We start from the raw sequence: 24,478 nt of genomic DNA, 5'->3' as shown, positions 1-24,478 counted from the left end.
GCATCTCTCGCATCTCTCGCATCTCTCGCAAGCATAAAAAAACGCACAACCGAAGTCATGCGTTTTATATTTAAACTTTTGAGTTATCAATCACTTCGTTAGTGCATAACCTCTTCTTTAGCACCGACATAAACAAAGTCTAGGTCGTCTTTCTTCAGGGATACCTTCACAGTACCTCCGTCGACTAAACTACCAAACAATAACTCATTTGCCAGTGGCTTCTTAAGCTTGTCTTGAATAACACGTCCCATCGGACGAGCACCCATGGTCTTATCGTAACCTTTGTCTGCTAACCAATGGCGAGCATCTTCAGAAACCTCTAAAGATACGCCACGAGCATCCAGTTGAACCTGAAGCTCGACAATAAACTTATCAACAACTTGGCTAATCACAGTTGGATCAAGGCTGTTGAACCAAATGATATTATCGAGACGGTTACGGAACTCAGGAGTAAATACCTTCTTGATTTCGCCCATCGCATCTGGCGCATGATCTTGTTGGATCAGGCCAATCGATTTCTTCTCCGTTTCAGCTACACCAGCGTTAGTCGTCATCACTAAGATCACGTTACGGAAATCCGCTTTACGACCATTGTTATCAGTTAGCGTGCCGTTATCCATAACCTGTAGCAACAAGTTAAAGATATCTGGGTGAGCTTTTTCGATCTCATCAAGTAACACAACAGAGTGCGGGTTCTTGATTACGGCGTCAGTTAGCAGACCACCTTGATCGTAACCAACATAACCAGGAGGAGCACCAATCAAGCGGCTCACAGAGTGGCGCTCACCGTACTCAGACATATCAAAGCGTAGAAGCTCAATGCCCATCAATTTAGACAGTTGAACTGTCACCTCGGTTTTACCTACGCCAGTAGGACCAGCAAACAAGAATGAACCAACTGGTTTATTGTCTGCGCCCAATCCGGCACGGGTCAGCTTTATCGCTTCACTCAACACATCGATTGCAGGATCTTGTCCGAACACCAACATTTTCATACGGTCATCCAGTTTCTGCAGCGTATCTTTGTCTGAAGATGATACTGATTTTTCAGGAATTCGCGCCATTTTCGCAACCATTGACTCAATATCAGCCACGCTTACCGTTTTCTTACGACGGCTTGCAGGTGCCAAACGACTGCGAGCGCCCGCTTCATCGATTACATCAATCGCCTTATCAGGAAGGTGACGTTCATTGATGTATTTAGCTGACAGTTCCACAGCGGCACGCAACGCTTTGTTGGTGTAGCGCACTTCGTGGTGAGCTTCGTATTTTGGCTTCAAGCCAATCAGAATCTTAGTCGTATCATCTAGCGATGGTTCAATAATATCGATTTTCTGGAAGCGACGAGCTAAAGCACGCTCCTTCTCAAAAATACTGCTGTACTCTTGGTACGTTGTTGAACCGATACAGCGCAATTTGCCGCTGCTTAGTAGCGGTTTAATTAAGTTTGCCGCATCAACCTGACCACCAGAGGCAGCGCCAGCACCAATAATGGTGTGGATCTCATCGATGAACAGAATCGCGTCTTCTTCTTTCTCGAGTTGCTTAAGAATCGCTTTAAAACGTTTCTCAAAGTCACCACGATATTTCGTCCCTGCTAACAGTGAACCGATATCTAGAGAATAAATTACGCTGCTCTGAATGATTTCAGGCACTTGTCCCTCAACAATGCGCCATGCAAGACCTTCCGCGATGGCAGTTTTACCTACACCCGCTTCACCCACTAACAGAGGGTTGTTCTTACGACGACGACACAGAACTTGGATAGTACGCTCTAGCTCTTTGTCACGACCGATTAATGGGTCAATATTACCTTGCTTCGCTACTTCGTTAAGGTTGGTCGCGAAATTTTCTAAACGGTCTTCAGAATTAGCTTCTTCAGCATTTTCTGCACCACCAAATGAATCAGATGATGAAGGGCTGTCGCCTTCGTTGCTCGCTTTGGTAATACCGTGTGAGATGAAGTTAACAATATCTAAGCGACTAATGTCGTTTTTCTTAAGAAGATATGCCGCGTGAGATTCTTGCTCACTAAAAATAGCCACAAGTACATTAGCACCTGTTACTTCGCTGCGACCTGAAGATTGAACATGAAAAACAGCGCGTTGAAGTACTCGTTGAAAGCTCAACGTAGGCTGAGTTTCGCGAGTTTCGTCGCTTTCAGGGATAAGTGGGGTCGTTTGATCGATAAAAATATCGAGCTCATTGCGAAGAGCATCGAGATCAGCCTGACAAGCTTGGAGCGCTTCCTTGGCCGCATCATTTTCTAATAATGCTAGTAGGAGGTGTTCGACAGTCATGAATTCATGTCGCTTGTCTCGCGCACGAGCAAATGCGCCATTTAAACTCGTCTCTAATTCTTTATTTAGCATAAGTACCTCCTAAGGGAACAACTGTGTTGTTCGAGCAATTTATACTTGCTCCATTGTACATAGTAGCGGATGCTCATTTTCCTTTGAGTACATCGTGACCTGCGCTACCTTTGTTTCCGCTATTTCAGCACTGTATGTGCCGCATATAGCTTTACCTTCATAATGAACCTTGAGCATCACTTCCGTTGCTTTTTCGATATCTAGTGAGAAGAATCGCTCTAGGATCTCGATTACAAAGTCCATGGGCGTGTAATCATCGTTATTTAACACAACGTTATACATCGCCGGTGGCTTTACTTTTGTTGCTTCTTTCTCCAGTAAATCTGAGCCTGGAGATGCCCATTCAAAGTTTCTGCTCATATCGCTTTGCTAAGGGTTATTTTTCGGAAGTCGTGAGTGTTTACCTAACTCAAATTTACCACATTCACGCTTTACGGTGTACTAAGAAACTGCACCGAGAAACAGTACCAAAAAATATTCCTCTATACTGAGCCTAATCCACCATTTCCATCGCTGCAAATAAAAGATCTCGATTAACAGGATTAACATATGTGATTGATTAAAAAGACGCCATAACTATTGATACTAACGATAAGATCACTGCTAAGTTACTATTTAGTTAATAGTTTGCAGTTAATCTCGAATGTGATTTGTTATTAAAATTGATCACTTTTATACCAATTTACTATTGACTGTGCTCAATCATTAGCTACATTGGAGCTAAAAGGTTTTTTAATACATTTTTGCAACATGATTTAAGGTCAGTAACACGCTTCAAAAATTAACAATAAGGAATAGTTACGCAGGGTAGCGTTAATTTCCGTAAGCAATGTACGAGATTCAAGCTATTAGCTGAAATTCTTTAGCTGGTAGGAATGATATCAATCGCACTTACAACAATTGATATAACAACGTTAGTAACAAAATGCATGAGGGATGTATAGCATGGCTACAGGTACAGTAAAATGGTTTAACAATGCCAAAGGGTTTGGCTTTATTTGTCCAGAAGGTGAAGACGGCGATATTTTCGCGCACTACTCCACAATACAAATGGAAGGTTATCGAACCTTGAAGGCGGGTCAGCAGGTCGACTATGAAGTAGAAAGTGGACCTAAAGGCTCGCATGCTAGCTCCGTTGTTCCTGTCGAAGGCAGCGCCGCAAAATAGGCGAATGCCAACTCATGTTAACCTCCGTCAATCTTCATTAAAGGCTGACTGGTAAACAGAATATTGAAACCGCTCATTTAATACTTGTAATACAGGATTACGTGAGCGGTTTTTTCGTTTTGGGATCTCTAAAGTTGCTCACTAGACAATTCGTTTGAGGATGTACTCTTATTAAGTTAGATCTTAGGAGTATTATAGATGAACAAAAAAGACGCTTTAACGTTGTCGTTAAAGCGTCTTTCGTTTTGACTTTATCTATAACTTAGCTATCAGCCTAAGCAACTCGTTAGCAAATCACGTTCATGACTGACTAACGATGAGTCCAATCACTACGCATCAATAAATGCGTTTAGCGTTGAACTTGGGCGCATTAGTGTTGAAACCAATGCATCGTCAAGTAGGTAGTAACCACCTAAGTCACCAGCCACACCTTGAGCGTTGTTCAGCTCTGCAACGATCGCTTCTTCACTTTCAGCCAGTTGACTTGCCACACCTGCAAACTCAGCAGCAAGATCAGCGTCTGCCGTTTGCTCAGCAAGCGCCTTAGCCCAGTATGCCGCTAGGTAGTAGTGGCTGCCACGGTTATCAAGCTCACCCACTCGACGTGAAGGAGACTTGTTGTTGTCAAGGAACTCCCCCGTCGCTTTATCAAGCGCGTCCGCTAGAACTTGTGCTTTAGCGTTACCTGTTACTACGCTCAGGTGCTCTAGAGATGCAGCCAATGCCAAGAATTCGCCTAGGGAATCCCAACGCAGGTGGTTTTCTTTCTCTACTTGTTGAACATGTTTAGGAGCAGAGCCGCCAGCACCTGTTTCAAACAGACCACCACCGTTCATTAGTGGAACAATCGATAGCATCTTAGCTGATGTACCAAGCTCTAAAATCGGGAACAAGTCAGTTAGGTAATCACGTAATACGTTACCAGTAACCGAAATAGTATCTAGGCCTTCTTTGATACGAACCAGTGAGTATTGAGTCGCTTCAAGTGGAGCAAGGATCTTAATTTCAAGGCCATCGGTATCGTATTCAGGAAGGTACGCTTCAACTTTCTTGATAAGCTGAGCATCATGCGCGCGTGACGCATCTAGCCAAAATACTGCAGGAACACCTGATGCTCGAGCTCGCGTTACCGCAAGCTTAACCCAGTCTTGGATTGGTGCATCTTTAACCTGACACATACGGAAGATATCGCCTTCCTCTACGTCTTGCTCAAGAAGCACTGCGCCTGAAGCGTCAACAACTTGAACCTGACCAGCAGCTTCAAGTATAAAAGTCTTATCATGAGAACCGTACTCTTCCGCTTTTTGAGCCATCAAGCCAACGTTTGGTACGCTACCCATCGTTGTTGGATCGAACGCGCCGTTCTCTTTACAGAAATCAATAACCGCTTGGTAAATGCTCGCGTAGCTACGATCTGGGATCATTGCTTTGGTATCTTTTTGCTTACCTTCTGGATCCCACATTTGACCAGAAGAACGCAACATTGCAGGCATAGATGCATCCACAATGATATCGCTTGGTACGTGTAGGTTAGTAATACCACGGTCCGAATCAACCATCGCTAGTGGCGGTTGAGTCTCGTATACCGCTTGTAGGTCAGCTTCGATTGCTTTTTTCTGCTCTTGAGGAAGCGCTGCAATCTTCGCGTAGACATCACCGATGCCGTTATTTACATCAACGCCTAGCTCTTCAAATAGTTGACCATGTTTAGCGAATACGTCTTTGTAGTAAACCTTAACCGCGTGACCAAAAATCACTGGGTCAGATACTTTCATCATCGTCGCTTTCATGTGAAGAGAAAGCAGTACACCTTGCTCTTTAGCCGATGCGATTTCTTTTTCGAAGAATGCAACCAAAGCGGCCTTATTCATCACTGACGCATCAATGATCTCTTTATCTTGCAGTGCAAAAGCTGGCTTCAGTGTTTTCTTTGCGCCATCTTTGCCAACGAATTCAATGCTAACTTCTGTAGCACCTTCAATGGTTACTGACTTTTCGCTACCGAAGAAGTCTTTGTCGTCCATACTTGAAACGTGCGACTTAGAATCTGCAGACCAAGCACCCATTGAGTGTGGGTTCTTCTTCGCGTAGTTTTTAACAGAAAGTGGAGCGCGGCGATCCGAGTTACCTTCACGTAATACAGGGTTTACTGCACTACCCTTGATTTTGTCGTAAGTCGCTTTAACAGCTTTCTCTTCGTCAGTGTTTGCTTCTTCTGGGTAATTAGGAAGTGCGTAACCTTTTGATTGTAGCTCTTTGATCGTTGCTTGAAGCTGAGGTACAGATGCAGAGATGTTTGGAAGCTTGATAATGTTTGCTTCTGGTGTCTTAGCCAATTCACCTAGTTCTGCTAATGCATCACCAATACGTTGCTCTTCGTTCAAGTAGTCAGGGAAGTTGGCAATAATGCGCCCTGCAAGTGAAATGTCGCGAGTATCAACGTTAATACCAGAAGAAGCTGTAAAAGATTGAATGATTGGCAGCAGAGAGTAAGTTGCTAGCGCCGGAGCTTCGTCTGTAATGGTATAGATGATCGTTGGTTTTTCAGTAGGCATGAAATTTCCCTATAGTTCTTACAAGCTCATTTAAAATAGTGAGCATGTTATAAATTGACCAGTAAGCCACTCAAAGAGTGAAAACTGCTTACTCGATAGTCGTACTCTATCTTATTTTTCATGCAATCTTGATGACAGCATGAACCAAATCCGTGAGTGCGTTGTTATAATAAAACACGAAGGTATAATTAAACAAATCAGGCTTAAGAGTCCATCAACTTGTTCTATTTTGTGTCTTTTAGGCGCGCAAATGATAGCTCAATTCCGTTTCAGTGAAAACTTTTCAGCACACTTCGTTTACATTTTTGCAAGGTAGTTAACATGTCTACTCGCTCACGCAGCGCATCTCGTTCAGACAAACCGGCTCGTTCTGGTGCAACATTAAAACAAAGCGGTAATAGACAAAGCCGAAGCAGTGATAGGAATAACACTGGCAATTCGCACAACAAATCTCACTCAAGCAAGCACCGATATAAAGGCAAGCCTACCAATGCAAAACCTAAGGTAGCGCTCGAAGATCGCAAAGTAATTCTGTTCAACAAGCCTTTCGATACTCTAAGCCAATTTACAGATGGCGAAGGGAGGAAAACGCTAGCGGACTTTATTCCAGTGAAAGACGTTTATGCTGCAGGTCGCCTCGACCGCGACAGCGAAGGATTAATGGTCTTGACCAACGATGGGATATTTCAAGCTAAGCTGACTCAACCAAACTCAAAATCCCCAAAGACTTACTGGGTACAGGTTGAAGGCGCACCTTCTGAGGGAGATTTAGATAAATTGAGAAAAGGTGTCGAACTAAAAGACGGCATGACACTGCCTGCAAAAGTCGAAGTGATGCAAGAACCTGAAGTGTGGGATAGAAATCCTCCAGTCCGCTTCAGAGCCGCGATACCGACAACATGGTTGGCTGTTACAATCATTGAAGGACGTAACCGTCAGGTAAGACGAATGACAGCCAATATCGGCTTCCCTACCCTGCGTCTTATCCGTTACTCAATGGGTAATATGAATGTGGGGCAGCTGCAGCCTGGTGAGTGGAAAGAGATTTAACTCATAGCAATATATTAAAGCGAGATTTACGTCTCGCTTTTTTGTACGTGAAGATTGATTACTCTTGGTCAATCATCCATTTACGGAATGCTTTACGGTCTTCTTTTGAAGTGCTCAGATACAAAGCTTTAAGTTGTTTCAAAGACTCCGATTTATCTACAACCTGAGCTGATGTGTTAGCCGTTAAACCTTCAGCGTTTACTAGCGTGTTTTCTTCTAAACTTGTAGCATTAACCTTAACTGCAGGACGAACTTGGTTTTCTACAACTAAATAACTCATGGTTACAGCAGCAGCACCACCAACTTTATTATATTCTGTAGCTTCTTCAGAATAACTTCTATTTAGTTGAACTCCGTCACTAGCTAAAATGTCTTCATTTTTGATTAAGGCTTGTCCTTGCTTGTTTTTAATTTCCCAATTCAAGTTTCCAATGTTTTCTTGAGCAGAACGCAAGTTTTTAAACTCAGGCATAGATAAGGTAAGTTCTTCGTTTTTTGCCTCAAATTTAGCGATAATAACAGAACTGTAGACTTTCCTTTGATTATCTCTTTCATCAAATACTGGTTCATATTGAAAAACGATTTGGTTTTCACCGTCAGGTAAAAGCACTGTCTTATCTGCAGAAAACAACCCTTGTTCAAAGTCAGGAGCACTCATGTTTACTGAAAGTAAATTTACATTTTCAGGGACATCCAATATTACTTCGGCATCAACTACTGTAGAAGCAACTAACAGCCCCAAAAAAGAATATTTGAAACTTTGCATTATTGTATCCATCCTTATAAAAAATAGGCAAAAAAAAGCCCAACTCTATGTTGGGCTTTTTCTAACAATATCTCAAATTACCAGTAAACACGAGCACCGATACCGAAATTGTTTTCGCCATCAACAGTCTGAGGCGCTACAACCATATCACTACCTTGAGCGTTGAAACCTAGAGTACTACCGTCTGCATAACCATACTCAGCATAGACACGTGCCCAGCTAGCGTACTTGTATTCAGCACCAACGTAAACAACGTTGCTATCTTCTAATAAATCGTGATCTTGAGACACGAACTCGTAACCACCATATACTGTTGTTTTATCAGCAACGCCATACGTAGCAGCTACTGAGAAACCTGTTTGGTCTGCTTTATCAATAGCAGATTCAACAGAAGATGCTGCAACAGTCGCACCAACTGTTAGAACATCTTTAGAGTACTCAACAGTACCTTCGTAGTATGTGTTCTCAAGGCCTGTAAAACCAGAACCAGCTACATCATCAGTTGTTTGACCACCACCAACGTGGATATTTACGTCACCAACAGAAAAACCAACGTAAAGTTCAGCTAGCTCTTGATTAGAATCATCTTCTGCTAATCCGTATCCTGCTTTTACCCAGAAGTTGTCAGAATCGTAAGAGTACTTTACTTGTGAGTCATGAAGAGCAGCGTTCAAAGTAGAGTAAAGCAGTGCAGAACCACCAAAGAAGTATGAATAATCAGCGCCGTATACATCATCTGATGTAGTCCATTGCTTACCAAATTTGATTGTTCCCGCTTGATCGCTGCTAAAGCCAAAAATGTGGTTACGTACATACATGTCGCCACTGTCTTTCAATGCAAATTCTACTTTACCAAGAACTTTAAGATCATCAGATACATTATATTGAGCGTCAACACCAGCACGCGAAGAACCTGAACCTAATTTGGCATCTTGCCCGTCTAGGAACTTAAGCTCTGTACGTAGTTGACCGTAGAAGTCTACTGCGCCATCTTCTGATTTGTAAATTTCTGCTGCGTTTACTGAGCCTGCTGCTGCTGCAACTGCAAGTGCTAATAGAGTCTTTTTCATAATAAATCCACTGCCTTTTCTAAGAATGGGAGATCCTTGCCCGGTTCCCTTTTATTTTTATGACTGGTCATTACCACTCTTTGTTGGTTAATCACCGTCACTAAATTTCGAGGTCTAGATTGCAAAAGATTATCCTGCGTGTCAAATAAACTAAAAACAAACCTAAAAAAAACACAAAACAATCAAAATCAACCACTTACATTTTTTTTCATTGTTTTACGAGCAACTTATCCTTAGTTTTACCAGGAAATATAATAATCCAAAAAAAGAACAAAACAGTATTTAACACCACAAACAACTCACAACAACGCTACACTTCAGGATTTAACACCTATAAGCCAGTCTTTTTTAATATTTATATTTCGCAACATAAATAAAATAGTTAAGTTCCTGATGGTTCAGTTTTTTTTTGTGAACAAGATCTACCTTTGATTCAAAAGCAAGCTATTTCACCGTAAATGTACCGACTAGTGATATGTGCTACTATCCTCGCTCCGTTACGTAGGTCACAGTATGCTAACTACTAAAATTCAAAAATCTATTCGCACCAGTTATCAAAACCTCCAAGATCAGTTGGACAACTTTGTACCTCGTCGTGCTCAAAATTACCTTGTTGCAGAAATAGCGAAGACACTTTGTGGTCAATACCACAAAAGTAATCGCATGATTGTTGCAGAAGCGGGGACAGGGATCGGGAAATCACTGGCTTATTTAATGGCTACTATTCCTGTCGCTGTGCTCAATAATCGAAAAATAGTCATATCGACGGCGACGGTTGCGCTACAAGAACAGCTCGTCAATAAAGATCTCCCTCTATATAGAAGACTGACTGATCGAGAGTTTTCTTTCATATTAGCGAAGGGCAGACAGCGTTATTGTTGCTCCGAAAAGCTAGCCGCTGCCTGCGGGGTTGATGGCGGACAAATGGCAATGTTCGAATCTAAGCCGAAGAAAAAGGATATCGACCAACTTCAAACCATGTACCGCAGCCTAACCCAAGGGAAATGGGATGGTGACCGTGATTCGTGGCCAAAACCCATCAACAATATGATTTGGCAGATGATTGTCAGTGATAAGCACAGCTGTAACAACAGTATGCCCACGCATAGAGACTGTCCTTTCCAGAAAGCGCGCTCAGAGTTAGATAAAGCAGACGTGATTATCGCCAATCACAGTTTAGTAATGGCTGATGCTGACTTAGGCGGTGGTGTGATACTGCCTGAACCAGAAAACAGCATCTATATATTCGATGAAGCTCACCATTTACCGCATGTAGCTAGAGATCACTCTTCTGCGGCTGCGAGCTTAAAAGGCGCGGCATCATGGTTGGAGCGTTTGAATCAATCAATCACCAAGCTTTCAGGCCTCGCTGACGAAAAGCGTGTCCACCGATTTAGAAATGAACTGCAAGACTCAATGCAACAGCTGATCCCTACCCTGACTCAAATGAGCAAACAGTTTGACGCTAACCACTTTGAAGACGGCTTGTATCGCTTCGAACATGGCGACTTACCTGAGTGGCTAGAGAATGAATCTAAAGATCTCAAGCAGCTCACGCAAAAGGCGAGCCAAGCCGTTGCGAAGATTGCAGACCTGATTGCGGAACGAGTTAAAGACGGCGAGCTTTCAGCAAAGCTTGCAGAGCCAGCACTTGCAGAAATTGGCTTCTATATACAAAGAACAGAGAACCTTGCTCAAGTTTGGCGCTTAATGGCTGAACCGAAGAGAGAAAAAGGCGCTCCTTTGGCTCGTTGGCTCGAACTGAATAAAGAAAGCGAAGGCGATTTCGTTGTGAATGTATCGCCATTAGAGGTAGGTTGGCAACTGGATCAGCAAATCTGGAGCCGCTGTGTTGGCGCGGTATTAGTATCTGCAACCATGAGGGCGCTCAACTCTTTCAGCTTTTTCTGTCATCAAGCAGGTATCAGCCAAAAAGCAGAAGATGGCGTACAATTTTTGGCTTTGGCATCACCGTTTGATTACCAGAATCAAGCAGAGCTGATCGTGCCGGCAATGAAGTACGAACCACAAGCACCTCAGTTTACCGAATATCTTATTGAAATTTTGCCTAAGGTAATAGAAGACAAAAAAGCCAATCTCGTTCTATTCTCTTCTTACTGGCAAATGAACAAAGTTGCAGAGGCTTTAGCAACAGATTTCGTTAAAAAGTCGTGGGCATTGCAGGTTCAAGGCGATACTTCACGAACTGAAATCCTAAAAAAACATAAAAAGCTAATAGACCAAGGTAAAACCAGCGTTCTTTTTGGAACTGGAAGCTTTTCTGAGGGTCTTGATCTACCGGGTGAGCTTCTTGAAAACCTCGTTATTACTAAGATTCCTTTTGGTGTTCCTACCTCTCCCGTAGAGCAAGCACATTCAGAATATATTGAATCACGCGGTGGTAACCCTTTTATGCAGATTACTGTTCCAGATGCGAGTAAAAAGCTTATTCAATCAGTGGGTAGACTACTGCGTAAGGAAAGAGATTCTGGTAAAGTCACGATCCTTGATAGACGCATAGTAACGAAGCGATACGGAAAGTCCCTACTCGATTCACTACCGCCTTTTAAAAGAACAATAAAATACTAATATACCCTGCCTTTGAGGTAGTTATGGGCCTTCATCGCTAGGCCCTTGCATTCACAACCCAACATGACTAATCCACCGGTTTTTCATGTGGCTGCCCTATCAGCCGATAACGAGAACACTAGCTATTTATGGAAATGATTGAGCCAACCATGTTGGTCATACTTGCTCTGGTTGCATTTGCAGCAGGCTTTATTGATGCTGTCGCCGGTGGCGGAGGGATGTTAACCGTCCCAGCTTTGCTATCGCTTGGTTTACCGCCACACATTGCACTCGGAACTAATAAGCTGGCCGCAACGTTTGCTTCATCTACAGCTGCATTCACTTACTACCGTAAAAAGCTGTTCAAGCCTGAGTGTTGGGTCAATGCATTCATATCTACTTTAATCGGTGCGACAATCGGCACACTCACTGTTGATGCTATTAGCACAGAGTGGTTAGAGAAGGTATTGCCGTTAGTCATTCTTGCCGCTGCGGTCTATACCATTTTTCATAAGACTCCAGATGTGAGCCATAATGTGTCTCCTAAACCTTGCCCTGTACTTAAGAGAAAACAAAAGTACCAAGGATTCATTCTTGGCTTTTATGATGGGGTTGCTGGCCCAGGAACTGGCGCGTTTTGGACGGTAAGCTCTATGGCGCTTTACCGCTTAAATATCTTGCTTGCCTCTGGCCTATCCAAAGCCATGAACTTTACCAGTAACTTTACGTCTTTGGTTACCTTCGCAATTCTTGGTCATATTGATTGGGTTCTCGGCTTAACCATGGGCCTTTGTTTAATGGCAGGTGCATTTGTTGGTGCTCACTCTGCTATTCGTTTCGGTGCTACATTTATACGACCTGTGTTTGTTACCGTAGTAAGCGTACTTGCAATTAAACTGGCATATGAAGCTTGGTTTGTGAACTTATAGGCAGTAGCCAACGGGAAGTGAAATGAATCAATTTTCAAAGCTAAAAAGTGTCATTGACACCCTAATTGGCCATTGCTCGCAGGTTGACAAATCTCGAGGTGCTTATCATCAAGCCTTGTTTGACCGAGCCTTATTTAAATGTAGCGCCTCTGTTTTGCTTCCCTATGCACTTGAAACTCAGGCAACGTACCGGACCATTGTACGTGAACAAACCACAAACCAACTGACTGCGTCCAGAGCCAACTACCTGACGGAAAAGCTGACAAATCAGATTGCAGCAATCCAAAGAGAGTTAGCCAACCATGATTTACGTTTAGATCGAAAAAGTAAGTCAGGGAAAAACCTTAACGACCTATACAACGAACTCGCTCAGCACCAAGATTGGCAAAAGCGATTGGTCGATTTAGTACGAGTACGAAAGTTAGCGTTTGATTCTGCGCCTCGCCACAGTAAGAAAAAAGCGGAAGAGGCTTGGCAGTTAGCCAAAGAACGATTAGAACGCTGTGAAGACTCAATGAGAAATATTGAGAGACTGATTAACTTAGAGAACCCTAAGCGAAATGAACACTGATAACACACCATCACCACTGGATAACGCACCAGAAGAAGTTAAGTTAGCTGTCGACCTTATCTACTTACTCGAAAGCAACGAGATCGACCCTAAGGTTGCGTTACAAGCAATTAAGATTGTCCAGCAAGATTTACAAGCCAAACTAGCATCTAGCATCTAGCATCTAGCATCTAGCATCTAGCATAAAAATATACAGGATTCACATGTACCAACTTAGCTTTTCTATGCCCGAGTTTCTTGAAAACTACTGGCATAAAAAACCAACCATCTTAAAAGGTGGCTTCCAAAACTTCGTCGACCCAATTTCGCCGGAAGAACTTGCTGGTTTATCGATGGAAGAAGAAGTGGATTCTCGCTTTGTTTCTAACCTCGACAACAAATGGACAGCCAAACACGGTCCATTCACTGAAGAGAAGTTTGGTGAGCTGACTGAAACACATTGGCAATTGATCGTTCAAGCAGCCAACCATTGGCATCAAGGTGCAAATCAACTGACTGAAGCGTTCCAACAATTGCCAAACTGGTTGTTCGACGATCTCATGATCTGCTACTCAGCACCTGAAGGCGGTGTTGGCCCACATATTGATCAATACGATGTATTCATCATTCAAGGCCAAGGTAAGCGTCAATGGAAAGTGGGCGCGAAAGATGTTGGTCAATACAAAGAGACCGTTCAAGCGTCTGCTCTACGCCAAATAGAAGGCTTTGAGCCAATCATTGATGAAACCTTAGAGCCAGGTGATATCCTTTATATCCCGCCAGGCTTCCCACACGAAGGCAACACAATAGAACCATCAATGAGCTACTCGATTGGCTACCGCTCTCCTAAGGAGCAAGAGCTAATCAGTAACTTTGCCGACTTTGTGCTTGCTCATGATATGGGTGATGTTCACTTGCATGATCCTGAGTTCAAAACGCAAGATGGCTACGGCAAGATTCGTTCGTCAGATTTGAGTAACCTAACTGATATGTTGAAGTCGGCATTAGAACAGCCTGAAACCGTGAGTGATTTCATGGGTTGTTTGCTGAGCCAATCACGCCACCAGCTTGATATCGTTGCGCCAGAACCTCTATGGACTCCAGAAGAGATCGCTCAACACTTGGAGTCTGAAGGCGAGATCCACCGTGTATCTGGCTTAAAAGCGCTTTACCACGAAAATGAAAGCAACACAGCTTACATCAATGGCGAAGTGGTTAAGGTTGATGAAGCGGACTCTTCATTACTCAACATACTTTGTGATGAGACTGTGATTAATTCAGCTGCTGCTCTATCTCCTTCGGGCGTAACTGTCGTGACGGAATTAGTGAACAAAGGCTACTGGTTCATCGAAGAGTAAGCAGTATCAACCACTCGTTGTTGACTAACTTTGGTTGCAAGATATAAAAAAGGGACAAATGAAAACCTCATTTGTCCCTTTTTCAATTTTGAATTTGTTAAGTCTTAATGGTTATACCTTGAACTGATTGACCAATTTCTGTTGCTGCTGAGACAGCTGATCAATTTCGTTGCCCACTTGTTCAGAAGCCGCTGCTTGTTCCAAGATCTTCGCACTCAAGTCTCGAATGTTAACCACGCTTTGATTCACTTCACCAGACACCGATTGCTGCTCTTCGGCTGCACGAACGATCTGACTGTTCATATCACTGATCGCCTCAATAGAAGTAAAGATCGAACCTAAATCTTCAACTGCTTTCTGAACGTGTAGTGCTGTGTCGTTTGCAAGTATATTGCCTTCTTGTATCGCTTCAACGACATCTTGAGTTCCAGCATGAACCTTGTCGATCACCGCTCTGATCTCACCAACCGATGACTGGGTGCGACTTGCGAGGTTTCTTACCTCATCCGCAACAACAGCAAAACCTCGACCTTGTTCGCCAGCACGAGCCGCTTCAATCGCCGCATTCAATGCCAGTAAGTTAGTTTGCTCAGAGATCCCTTCAATCACACTTAAGATCTCGGTGATGTTTCCGTTATTTTTGGCCAACTCTTCAACAATTGGAACAGCACTCGACATACGCTCCACCAGCTTTCTCATTTCACCGGCTGAAAGCTCGATAACCTGTTGCCCTTGTTGAGCAGAACGATTCGCTTCACAAGCAGCATCAACGGCCACTTCTGCGTTTTGTACCACTAAGCCCGCTGTTTGCGTCATCTCTTCGGCCGCTGTCGCCACAAGATCCACTTCTTTAAATTGAGATTCACTGCTTTCTCGAGTGCTTGATGCCGATGCTTTAGCCTGGCTTGTCGTACTCGCCACTTGCTCGGTGGTGTGAATCACTTCTTTGATCGTGTGTTGTAGCTTGTCTAAGAATAAGTTGAACCCTTTAGATAGCTGACCAATTTCGTCTTGAGACTTAACCTCTAAACGCTGTGTCAGATCCCCTTCACCAGAAGCAATATCATTAAGTCGCTCGACCACTTGTCGAATAGGCTTCACAATTGAAAGGGAAGCAAATGCGATGATGGCTAAACCGAACAAAATGAACACAGTACCGGCAATCACTTCCGTCTTAATGCCTTCGCTTAACTTAGTGCTAATGATGGAGTCCAATTTGTTGGCATCAGCGACGACGCTCTCTCTCGGGATCTCAAACAACACACCCCAAGTTTGATTAGCCGCAACAACAGGTGCAAAGGCAAGTAACCACTCACCGTTCTCACTCCATTGCGTTGTCACTTCACCACCAAAGATAAAGTCGGTCATTAAATCACTGTTTGTATTGTCACTTTGGAAGGTTGAACCGACCGCAATACTTGAATCATCAGAAGCGATAACTGACCCATCTAGACTAACCACATAAGCTTTACCCGCACCGTTAAACAAGCTCTGATCAGATTGCGTAATCACACTCGTTAAACCATCGAGTCTTAGATCAATACCAAGAAAACCAATAGCAACGTCGTCAACCAAAATAGGGACTGAAATAGAGGACGTAAGTAGTGCTACACCACCGCTGTTCACGACTCTCGGCGTACTAATACATGTTTGCCCTGAAGACAAAGGACAGTAAAAACGTTCGCTATTGCTGCCATCATTCAAGATCGATTCTGAAAGAACGTTCGCTAGAACATTTTCACCGTTATCCGCTACCTTCCAATAAGGAGCAAAACGACCTTTTTCGTTAGAGCCAACATAATCAGCATCGACATAATTCGCATCTTCGCTATCAAGTAAATCAGGCTTGAAAACTAGATACGCACCTTGAATAGAGTCGAAATTTAGAACCGAGCGACGAACCATTTCATCCAAGGCGGTACGAAGCTCTTCACTTGGCGTAAAGTTTTCGTCTGCATTGTTTTTTAGAAACTGAGCACTGGCCGCAAGCATCTCTGCGCGGTAAATAGCTTCGTCTACATAACGTTGAGTTTCTTGAGCATTGAGTTGAGAAACAGACGCCAGCAACTGCTGAGTTTTATTGATAACTGATTCTGAACTTTGAGATTTGATGACTTGTTGATTACTCGTCGCGTTGTAGATCGAGAAACCAATAAGAGACAGTGACGTAATGATTAAACAACAACCTGCTAAGAGGGTTATTTTCCACTGTACCGATAGAGAGCGCATTTAATATCCTTATTTAAGCCAAAAGACTTCCATAACCATAACTATCACATCGACAACGAATTGCTGTACACAATGTAAATGAGTTAGACGAATAGCTTAGCGGATAATTACAGCACAAATTGCTTACATATAAAACGAAAGTTTATACAAATGTTAATAGGGCGTGTTTTCTTCCTTTTTTCTGTGATTTCAAATGATGTACTCATATAATCATTGGCTATGTTGCTTAGGTTTTAGCACTTTGGACATAACCAAAACATCGATATTTAAAGGAAGCCCATTCCACCCTCTCCCTCCTTAAAACGCAGCTATTTCGGATTAGTTTTTATAATCCAAGTTATAGATTTTTATCTTGGTCAACTTCACACTTTTTGATTGCTAAGCCCGCAATCAAGCTCTAATATCTCGCGCCTAGATTCCCTGAACACTTTATTCATTTGGCTCTCCTTTAATGGAGCGCTAAGGCTTTTTACGTCTTAATTTTTGGAGAGATACGCAAATGTCCGCCTCGTTTCCATTAGCGAAACTTACCTTTTTAATCGCTATTCTGACTGCCGTAGGTCAAATGACTCAAACGATGTACGTGCCTTCTATCGGTCATATGGCAGGTGAGTTCTTAGTTTCGGCATCTTCACTGCAAGCGGTGATGGCGTGTTACTTGATCCCTTATGGTCTGTCGCAATTTGTCTACGGCCCACTTTCTGATCGCCTAGGTCGCAAACCGATCATCGTGATTGGTTTGATCATCTACATCATCGGTACTTTGGTAGCATTGTTCGCTCACGAATATGAATGGTTCTTAGCGGGCAGCTTTATCCAAGGTTTGGGCATCGGTTGTGGTGGTGCGATGTCTCGTACATTGACTCGCGACTGTTTTGAAGGCGCAGAGCTGCACCGTGCAAACAGCTTGATTAGCATGTGTGTGATTTTCTCACCATTGATGGCTCCTGTACTGGGTGGTTACCTAACAGAAGTTTTCGGCTGGCGTTCTAGTTACTTATTCCTTGCGCTGTTTGGTATTGCTGTTGTGATCACTATGATGACGAGCATGATGGAAACACTGCCGAAAGAACGACGCAAGCATGAATCGGTTGCCAACAGCTACAAGTTCGTTCTGTCTGATAAACGTTTCCAAGGTTTCTTATTGGTATTGGTCGCAACCTTTGCTGGTGTAGCCGTATTTGAAGCTGCTGCAGGTGTGTTGCTTGGTGGCGTACTTGGCTTACCGGCAACCACAGTAAGCTTGCTGTTTGTCTTGCCTATTCCAGGTTACTTAGTCGGTGCAGGCTTATCTAGTTACATCGCACAACGTCGCAGTGAGCGCCGTGCACTGAATGTTGGTCTGGTTGCGATATTGGTAGGCTCAACAGTGGTATTGATACCGGGTCTGTTTGGTCAAACAACAGCATTAACTTTGATTGGCGGTGCCACAATTTACTTCTTGGGCGCTGGCATATTATTCCCAGCAGCGACAACAGGGGCACTTTCGCCATTCCCGTACCACGCTGGTACTGGAGGTGCGATTTTAGGCGGTATGCAGAACCTAGGTGCTGGCATCGCAACACTATTGGCATCGTTCTTCCCGGCTCAAGACCAACTGCCACTCGGTTGCCTGATGATTGCTATGTCATTCATCGCTATGCTTGGTTTGCGTTGGGTTAATCGTAAACCTGACCACTCAAACGAAATTCCATTGGCTATTTAACGTAAAACACGAATCCTGCTCAATAATGAAAAGGGACATACTGAAAAGTGTGTCCCTTTTTTGTTGCACATTATTCCTTCCACTCTCACGTATCAGTAATTTCATTTAACATTGCTTTGATTTTTTGAAAACAATAACAGACACTTACGATGAAGGTGCATACCCAGAATCCAATTATAAATAATATCACTGAAAGATACCCAACCAACAAAGGATGCTGGCATCAAAAAGAGTAAGGTGCACATTAAGGATATATAGATGCGTATCGCTTTAACCACATTAGTCGTATCAATAGCGCTTGTCGCCGGATGCAGCAATCAAGGAATCTCAACCATGAACCACTACTCTCAATCACAGCTCGTCGCTCAGCAAACCCAAGCACCCGTTGCTAAGAAAGTCCCTCACGCAATGACGATTCATGGTGACACCCGAATCGATGATTACTACTGGATGCGCGACGATGCACGCCAAGATCCAGAGATTTTGCAACAACTTGAGCAAGAGAATCAGTACGCAAATACAGTGTTGAAACATACAGAAGCAGCACAAAAACAATTATTTGAAGAGATCAAAGGCCGAATCGCAAAAGACGACAATTCGGTACCGGTTCGCAAAGGCAGTTACTACTACTCGAATGAGGTCACAGGTGACAACGAATACCCAGTTCACCTGCGTGAAAAAAACTTTTTAGGCACAGACAAGCAAGTCATCTTAGATGTTAACGAGCTAGCAAAAGAACATGAATTCTTCAGTATTGGTGGCTTAACGATCAGCCCAGACGAAAACTTGTTGGCCTATGGCGAAGATACGCTAAGCCGCCGCATTTACACCATCAAGATCAAAGACCTCACGACAGGTGAATACCTAAAAGATGAAATTGAAGGCGCTTCAAGTGCTATCGCGTGGCAAAACGACAACCAAGCCTTCTACTACATCAAGAAAGATCCACAAACGCTGCTGGGTTACCAAGTCTACCGCCACGTTTTAGGCACACCTCAAACAAGCGATGAGTTAATCTACGAAGAAACCGACAGCGCTTACTACACTTCCTTGAGCAAAAGTAAAGATGGTGAACAGGTCTACATTTGGCACTCGAGCACAGAAACCAGTGGTGTTTCAGTCATCGATGCCAACAACCCAAAGGCTACAGCTGAGGCTTTCTACCCAAAAGAGACAGGTATAGAGTACAGCATCGCTAAACTGGGTGATTGGTATTACATCTATACCAACTACCAAGCGGTCAACTTTCGTTTAATGAAAGTCACAGCTGAAGACATGCATGACCGCTCAAAATGGGGCGATGTCATTGCAGCAGACGATAACACTCAGCTTGTTGATTTCGAGTTGTTTGATGACCATCTTGTTTACGAGCAACGTGCGGATGGCTTGTCTAAAGTCACGGTTCGCCAACTCTCAACAGGTAAAGAGTTCCCACTTAAATTTAACGACACCGCTTTCGCCGCTTACTTAACGAGTAACTATGAGTTAGATAACTCAAAAGTTCGAATCTATTACAGCAGCTTGACTACGCCTGGAACTTACTATGATTTCGACCTAAGTACAGGTGAGTCTGAAATCAAGAAGCAAACACCCGTATTAGGTGATTTCAAAGCGGATAACTATCAATCAGAGCGAATCATGGTAACGGCTCGTGATGGTAAGCAAGTACCTGTCTCTTTGGTCTATCGCAAAGACTTATTCAAAAAAGACGGCACTAACCCAATTTACCAATACGGCTACGGATCTTACGGTTCAACCATTGAACCGACCTTCAGCTCGACTCGTCTCAGCCTGCTTGATAGAGGCTTCGTTTTTGCGATCGCTCACATCCGCGGTTCAGAAATGCTAGGGCGCCCTTGGTATGAAGACGGCAAAAAGCTGACCAAGCAAAACACGTTCAATGACTTTATCGATGTAACTAAAGGCCTAGTTGAAGAAGGTTATGGCGCTAAAGACAAAGTATTTGCGGTGGGCGGTTCGGCAGGCGGTCTACTTATGGGAGCGATCATCAACCAAGCTCCTGAATTATATAGAGGCATTGGAGCACATGTTCCGTTTGTCGATGTGGTAACAACCATGCTTGATGAGTCGATCCCTCTTACGACTAACGAATACGACGAATGGGGCAACCCTAACAATAAAACCTACTATGACTACATGCTGAGTTACTCACCGTACGACAACATTAAGGTACAAAACTACCCAAACATGTTAGTGACAACAGGCCTACATGATTCACAGGTACAGTACTTTGAGCCAATGAAATGGGTGGCGAAACTGCGTGAAATGAAAACAGACAACAATGTACTGGTGTTCAAAACCGATATGGAAGCCGGTCACGGTGGCGCTTCTGGTCGATTTAAGCGATTAAAAGAAGATGCTCTTGAATACGCCTTCTTTTTAGACTTATTAAAAACTCAGTAGACTCAGCGTAACTGTAGGTATTCACACAATTTAACGTCGCCATTTAGTCTCGACAAAATGGCGACAGAAATTATTAAGCATGGTTAAATACGATGAACCATGAAATCCACCAAATCAAAAAATCTTTGAAAACTCGCAGTGACAAAGGTTTACGAGAGGTATAAAAACAAATGAAAGTAATTAGCTTCAACATCAACGGCCTGAGAGCCCGCCTTCATCAACTGCAAGCTGTTATCGACAAACACCAACCGGACGTAATTGGTCTGCAAGAGATAAAAGTACACGATGAAGCCTTCCCTATTGCTGATGTTGAAGCAATGGGCTACAAGGTTTACTTTCACGGCCAAAAAGCGCATTACGGTGTGGCGATGCTGTGTAAGCAAGAGCCAATCTCAGTTCAGAAAGGTTTTCCAACCGACAATGAAGACCATCAAAAGCGTATGATCATGGCGACGTTTGAAGATGAAAACGGTGAAAAGGTTACCGTACTAAATGGTTACTTCCCTCAAGGGGATAACATCAAGCATGAAACCAAATACCCGTACAAGCGCGAGTTCTACAAAGACTTGATGACTTACCTAAACGATCACCACAACAAAGATGAACAAGTGATCGTGATGGGCGACATTAATATCAGCCCTATCGACGCAGACATCGGCATCGGTGAACCAAACGCGAAGCGTTGGTTGAAAACAGGCAAGTGTTCATTCCAACCAGAAGAGCGGGAATGGCTAAAAACATTGATGGACTGGGGCTTTGTAGACAGCTTCCGTTTACTGCACCCTGAAGTAAACGATCAATACTCGTGGTTTGATTACCGCTCAAAAGGCTTCGTAGACAACCGCGGCCTGCGTATTGACGTGGTACTAGCAACTCAAAAACTTGCTGATAAGTGTACTGAGGCTGGCATCGATTACGAACTGCGCGGCATTGAAAAGCCTTCTGACCATGCGCCAATTTGGTCAACGTTTAAATAGAAAATAGGGAGCTCATGCTCCCTATTTACTTTTAGATTAATTGATTGGCCAAGGGGTTGTCCCGTCAACACTAATAGGTGTTGTGGCAAACTCCTCGACACAATAGCCTTGGTTTGAGCTCGCGAAGTACGTTAGTGGCATTGGAGGCAAATTCAGTGTCACTACTTGTTGGTTGGCTTTCTCCGTAAAACTAAAGCCCCACATATCTAGATAACTCCGCATATCCCGCTCGTTGACATAACTCAGCGCAACCAGCAACCAATCGTCATTGGTGAGCTGGTTTACTTCGTCTCTTGAATAGCTGTCAAAGCCAATGGTGTGCCTACGTGTAATCCACAACTCATCACTCGATTTTAAACGGTTGAACTCGCGCTCTATCAAATGCAATCGCCCTAACATATGCCAGCCATAATCTAATACGTCTTGATCTTGTGCTAACATCATCATTTGAATGAATATGCGTGCCCCCCAACTCCAACCAGTTTGATTCTGAGCTGCCATAAAAGCATTTGGGTCAGGTTGAGTTCGGCTCTGCTGCAAAACTTCATACTGCCCTTTAAAATCTAAGCCTTGGCAAGACGATACTTTTCCGGTGTCTTTATAATATTTTGATTTACTAAAATACGAATAGTAGTTCGTTGTAGAGTGCCCATCCCAACCGCTAAACCTAAATCGACCACGCTCTAAACCATGCCCTAACTCGTGAAGATCACCATGCCCTAATGGATGAAACGACCAATAGGCATCATACGGGTTTCCTGAACAACCATAGCCACAGTTAGCTTGGTCTGCGTTCATATGCTTTACAATGTCAATGGTTGCAATTTCCCAGCCCTTGTCTTCCCCGTATTGGTGTATTTCAGCAATTTCATCAATACCCGGCCCTTTAAAGCCTGCAAGTGCATGAGGAAAGTTATGTACATAACGCTCTGTGGCAAGAGCCATATCATGAGGCTGAGCCCAGTCAGCAGCACTGATAGACTCATTCATTTTGTCTAGTTTAGAGTGGACTTCAAATCCAGGTGTTACCAGTTCTGCCCAGTCAAACTTTCCTTCTTCAAGCTGTGCCACAAAACTATCGTTGTCCGCTTCACTTCGCCAAACCGGGTGTTGAGCAACATTTTCAAAACGCAACTCCACATCGATATCATTGGTATCAAAATGAACCTGTAATGTTCCACCATAGGCTGAAGTGAGATAAATCGTCTCTCCTGGTTTCACTGGATAGGTTACCGAGGTTAAAAATTTCGGCCGAGCGTAACCGTCATTGCCTGAAAACTCGTGTGTCGCGCCACTCCGCAATGTATTAAATGCAATAGACGTAGCCACTTCGTTACTGTCTAAGCGAGTCACCTTAATCGTCTCACCTGGCAATGCGTACACTCCAGCTGATCGAAAGTGTCTCTTGGACTCCAAGGCAATTGTTTTGGTGACGAGCGGTACGTTTTCAAAACTCTTGGTAGTAAAATTGCCTAGGCTTGGTTGCGCCGCGTTATACACGCGACTGTTGTAGGCCGCGTAATCACTGTAATAGGAGCGAAGAAAATCAATTCTCTCTGTCACGCTCTTACCCATTGGGTACTGAACGTCTTGACGATAATGATCAGCAAGTAGCAGCAACAGCTTTTCATATTCATAATCATCTGTTGCGAACAGGTCAACTTTCTTACTATCTAGCGACGTTAGGTGAGCACGTATGCTGTTTGCTGCAGTATAGAACTCTTCATCCATATTGGATTCATCAGGGCAAGATTTATCATCACAGGTACTCAAGTCAACTGTGAAACTGTCGTCTTTTAGTCTTTGTAAAAGCGCTTGTTGCTGGACAATATTATCCGGTATTTGATCAATCAGCTGTGTAGAATCCCAGTTCGATAAACCTAGCTTACGCCAATAGTTGTCACCAACGTAAGTCATGTGCATTTCTGAAAATAGCGCGTTACCTAAGTCCGTCATACCGCCATCAAGATGTAGGTATAACACCGGAATATTTTTACTGAACGCCAAACGTAACCCTGAAATCACATCTTCAATATCATCACCATCATTTAACTTTTGAGACAAAACGAGTAAGTCAGGGTTATTGGCTTCAAGACATTGACTTAATTTACTGCCATCACAAGCGTTGTCAGCGTTGAGGACCATAGAAGCATTAACATTGTCGATTAACCAGTTTCGTGTCGCTTGGTCATCAGGAAAGTAATGAGACTGATCAAGCTGAGCCAACACAACATTTTGTGGCGAGTCAGTACTAGAAGTCCACCTAACCAAGTTCTTCAACCAAGTATCCATCTCTTCGTTGACAGAATCAGGGAAGCGCTGCTTAGTTCGAAACGGGTTACTTGCCAATGCTGCATAGCGGCTGTCGTCTGACGTATAACCCGCAATACCAATGACAAGCTCTTGGTCGGAATACCCATCTTGCATCGCTTTATTGGATTTTAAGATGGCATCGTTAAAACCATAGGTAGGCAAGAGAATTGCCGAGTCATGTGTTGGATCCCAATGAAGATTGCGTAAAGGCTCTCCTTCAGAGTTTTGGGATAATGCTTGCTTAATATGATTGAAGTTCGAGTTGTATTGAGCAACTAATGCTCGGCTAGCATCAATAAACTCTTGAGAGTCCGTTACATGAGAAGCATCACCTGTGGACAATGCCTTTTGTACCGCGGTTTGTGGAGTTGGAGTAATGCCAGGATCACCATTTCCGTCACCTTCATTACCTTCCCCACCAGAACCACCAGAACCACCAGAACCA

At 43.5% G+C, this 24,478-nt stretch carries 17 protein-coding genes; 10 read left to right on the top strand and 7 right to left on the bottom strand.

Translation table 11 applies throughout. From position 1 onward, the window contains the following. Window positions 1-98 precede the first annotated feature (98 nt). Together clpA and clpS are read right to left on the bottom strand one after the other, a co-directional pair. A complete protein-coding gene (gene clpA / locus A142_RS13595; RefSeq protein WP_019824423.1) occupies window positions 99-2,372 on the bottom strand; it encodes an ATP-dependent Clp protease ATP-binding subunit ClpA in 2,274 nt (757 codons plus the stop codon). Window positions 2,373-2,411: 39 nt separating this feature from the next. Continuing rightward, a complete protein-coding gene (gene clpS / locus A142_RS13590; protein WP_004737430.1) occupies window positions 2,412-2,732 on the bottom strand; it encodes an ATP-dependent Clp protease adapter ClpS in 321 nt (106 codons plus the stop codon). 585 nt (window positions 2,733-3,317) lie between these two features. On the opposite strand from clpS, the gene cspD reads away from it, so the two are divergent. Next, on the top strand, window positions 3,318-3,539 hold the full coding sequence (gene cspD, locus A142_RS13585) for a cold shock domain-containing protein CspD (RefSeq protein WP_004736548.1): 222 nt from the start codon (window positions 3,318-3,320) through the stop codon (window positions 3,537-3,539). Window positions 3,540-3,868: 329 nt separating this feature from the next. Here the strand turns inward: cspD and A142_RS13580 are convergent, their stop codons facing one another. Then, window positions 3,869-6,094: an NADP-dependent isocitrate dehydrogenase gene (locus tag A142_RS13580; RefSeq protein WP_019824420.1), complete on the bottom strand. Its 2,226-nt coding sequence runs from the start codon at window positions 6,092-6,094 to the stop codon at window positions 3,869-3,871. Between the two features lie 321 nt (window positions 6,095-6,415). Here A142_RS13580 and A142_RS13575 point away from each other — a divergent pair, with 321 nt between their 5' ends. Then, a complete protein-coding gene (locus tag A142_RS13575; RefSeq protein WP_019824418.1) occupies window positions 6,416-7,144 on the top strand; it encodes a pseudouridine synthase in 729 nt (242 codons plus the stop codon). Between the two features lie 58 nt (window positions 7,145-7,202). On the opposite strand, the gene A142_RS13570 is transcribed toward A142_RS13575, so the two are convergent. Then, a complete protein-coding gene (locus A142_RS13570) occupies window positions 7,203-7,910 on the bottom strand; it encodes a DUF2057 family protein (RefSeq protein WP_019824416.1) in 708 nt (235 codons plus the stop codon). A gap of 77 nt (window positions 7,911-7,987) precedes the next feature. Beyond that, entirely contained in the window at window positions 7,988-8,980 is a 993-nt protein-coding gene (locus A142_RS13565) for a porin (protein WP_019824414.1), read from the bottom strand. 513 nt (window positions 8,981-9,493) lie between these two features. On the opposite strand from A142_RS13565, the gene dinG reads away from it, so the two are divergent. From dinG to A142_RS13540, 5 genes are all read left to right on the top strand, one after another. Further along, the gene (dinG, locus tag A142_RS13560) at window positions 9,494-11,569 is read left to right on the top strand and encodes an ATP-dependent DNA helicase DinG (protein WP_029405583.1); all 2,076 of its coding nucleotides are present in this window, start codon (window positions 9,494-9,496) and stop codon (window positions 11,567-11,569) included. 128 nt (window positions 11,570-11,697) lie between these two features. Then, on the top strand, window positions 11,698-12,477 hold the full coding sequence (locus A142_RS13555) for a sulfite exporter TauE/SafE family protein (RefSeq protein ID WP_017062114.1): 780 nt from the start codon (window positions 11,698-11,700) through the stop codon (window positions 12,475-12,477). Between the two features lie 22 nt (window positions 12,478-12,499). After that, window positions 12,500-13,048 carry a primosomal replication protein gene (locus A142_RS13550; protein ID WP_029405582.1) on the top strand — a complete coding sequence of 183 codons (549 nt, stop codon included), beginning with the start codon at window positions 12,500-12,502 and terminating at the stop codon, window positions 13,046-13,048. Beyond that, a complete protein-coding gene (rsmS, locus tag A142_RS13545) occupies window positions 13,038-13,208 on the top strand; it encodes a pleiotropic regulatory protein RsmS (RefSeq protein ID WP_019824409.1) in 171 nt (56 codons plus the stop codon). Before A142_RS13550 ends, rsmS begins: the two co-directional genes overlap by 11 nt. A 43-nt stretch (window positions 13,209-13,251) precedes the next feature. Beyond that, window positions 13,252-14,385: a cupin domain-containing protein gene (locus tag A142_RS13540; RefSeq protein ID WP_019824407.1), complete on the top strand. Its 1,134-nt coding sequence runs from the start codon at window positions 13,252-13,254 to the stop codon at window positions 14,383-14,385. Between the two features lie 111 nt (window positions 14,386-14,496). Here A142_RS13540 and A142_RS13535 read toward each other — a convergent pair whose 3' ends face one another. Further along, complete coding sequence (locus A142_RS13535) at window positions 14,497-16,614, bottom strand: methyl-accepting chemotaxis protein (RefSeq protein ID WP_019824405.1); 2,118 nt, start codon at window positions 16,612-16,614, stop codon at window positions 14,497-14,499. Window positions 16,615-17,113: 499 nt separating this feature from the next. On the opposite strand from A142_RS13535, the gene emrD reads away from it, so the two are divergent. The 3 genes from emrD (at window position 17,114) to xthA (ending at window position 21,720) form a co-directional block, all read left to right on the top strand. Then, entirely contained in the window at window positions 17,114-18,319 is a 1,206-nt protein-coding gene (gene emrD, locus A142_RS13530) for a multidrug efflux MFS transporter EmrD (protein WP_029405581.1), read from the top strand. A 333-nt stretch (window positions 18,320-18,652) separates the two neighbouring features. Beyond that, window positions 18,653-20,743, top strand: coding sequence for a S9 family peptidase (locus A142_RS13525; protein ID WP_029405580.1), 2,091 nt, complete (start codon window positions 18,653-18,655; stop codon window positions 20,741-20,743). A 170-nt stretch (window positions 20,744-20,913) separates the two neighbouring features. Further along, window positions 20,914-21,720, top strand: a complete 807-nt coding sequence (xthA, locus tag A142_RS13520; RefSeq protein WP_019824400.1) for an exodeoxyribonuclease III — start codon at window positions 20,914-20,916, stop codon at window positions 21,718-21,720. Between the two features lie 36 nt (window positions 21,721-21,756). Here the strand turns inward: xthA and A142_RS13515 are convergent. Then, window positions 21,757-24,478, bottom strand: a 2,722-nt coding sequence (locus tag A142_RS13515; protein WP_019824398.1) for an ImpA family metalloprotease, incomplete at its 5' end; no start/stop codon positions are given.

It is taken from the genome of Vibrio splendidus 12E03 (assembly GCF_000272105.2).
Classification (GTDB): Bacteria; Pseudomonadota; Gammaproteobacteria; order Enterobacterales; family Vibrionaceae; genus Vibrio; species Vibrio splendidus_I.
This window is presented reverse-complemented; position numbering and strand designations above follow the sequence as displayed.

Coding starts and splice junctions, on each gene's coding strand:
- clpA (WP_019824423.1), bottom strand. CDS start 2,372: ATGCTAAATAAAGAATTAGAGACGAGTTTAAATGGCGCATTTGCTCGT.
- clpS (WP_004737430.1), bottom strand. CDS start 2,732: ATGAGCAGAAACTTTGAATGGGCATCTCCAGGCTCAGATTTACTGGAG.
- cspD (WP_004736548.1), top strand. CDS start 3,318: ATGGCTACAGGTACAGTAAAATGGTTTAACAATGCCAAAGGGTTTGGC.
- A142_RS13580 (WP_019824420.1), bottom strand. CDS start 6,094: ATGCCTACTGAAAAACCAACGATCATCTATACCATTACAGACGAAGCT.
- A142_RS13575 (WP_019824418.1), top strand. CDS start 6,416: ATGTCTACTCGCTCACGCAGCGCATCTCGTTCAGACAAACCGGCTCGT.
- A142_RS13570 (WP_019824416.1), bottom strand. CDS start 7,910: ATGCAAAGTTTCAAATATTCTTTTTTGGGGCTGTTAGTTGCTTCTACA.
- A142_RS13565 (WP_019824414.1), bottom strand. CDS start 8,980: ATGAAAAAGACTCTATTAGCACTTGCAGTTGCAGCAGCAGCAGGCTCA.
- dinG (WP_029405583.1), top strand. CDS start 9,494: ATGCTAACTACTAAAATTCAAAAATCTATTCGCACCAGTTATCAAAAC.
- A142_RS13555 (WP_017062114.1), top strand. CDS start 11,698: ATGGAAATGATTGAGCCAACCATGTTGGTCATACTTGCTCTGGTTGCA.
- A142_RS13550 (WP_029405582.1), top strand. CDS start 12,500: ATGAATCAATTTTCAAAGCTAAAAAGTGTCATTGACACCCTAATTGGC.
- rsmS (WP_019824409.1), top strand. CDS start 13,038: ATGAACACTGATAACACACCATCACCACTGGATAACGCACCAGAAGAA.
- A142_RS13540 (WP_019824407.1), top strand. CDS start 13,252: ATGTACCAACTTAGCTTTTCTATGCCCGAGTTTCTTGAAAACTACTGG.
- A142_RS13535 (WP_019824405.1), bottom strand. CDS start 16,614: ATGCGCTCTCTATCGGTACAGTGGAAAATAACCCTCTTAGCAGGTTGT.
- emrD (WP_029405581.1), top strand. CDS start 17,114: ATGTCCGCCTCGTTTCCATTAGCGAAACTTACCTTTTTAATCGCTATT.
- A142_RS13525 (WP_029405580.1), top strand. CDS start 18,653: ATGAACCACTACTCTCAATCACAGCTCGTCGCTCAGCAAACCCAAGCA.
- xthA (WP_019824400.1), top strand. CDS start 20,914: ATGAAAGTAATTAGCTTCAACATCAACGGCCTGAGAGCCCGCCTTCAT.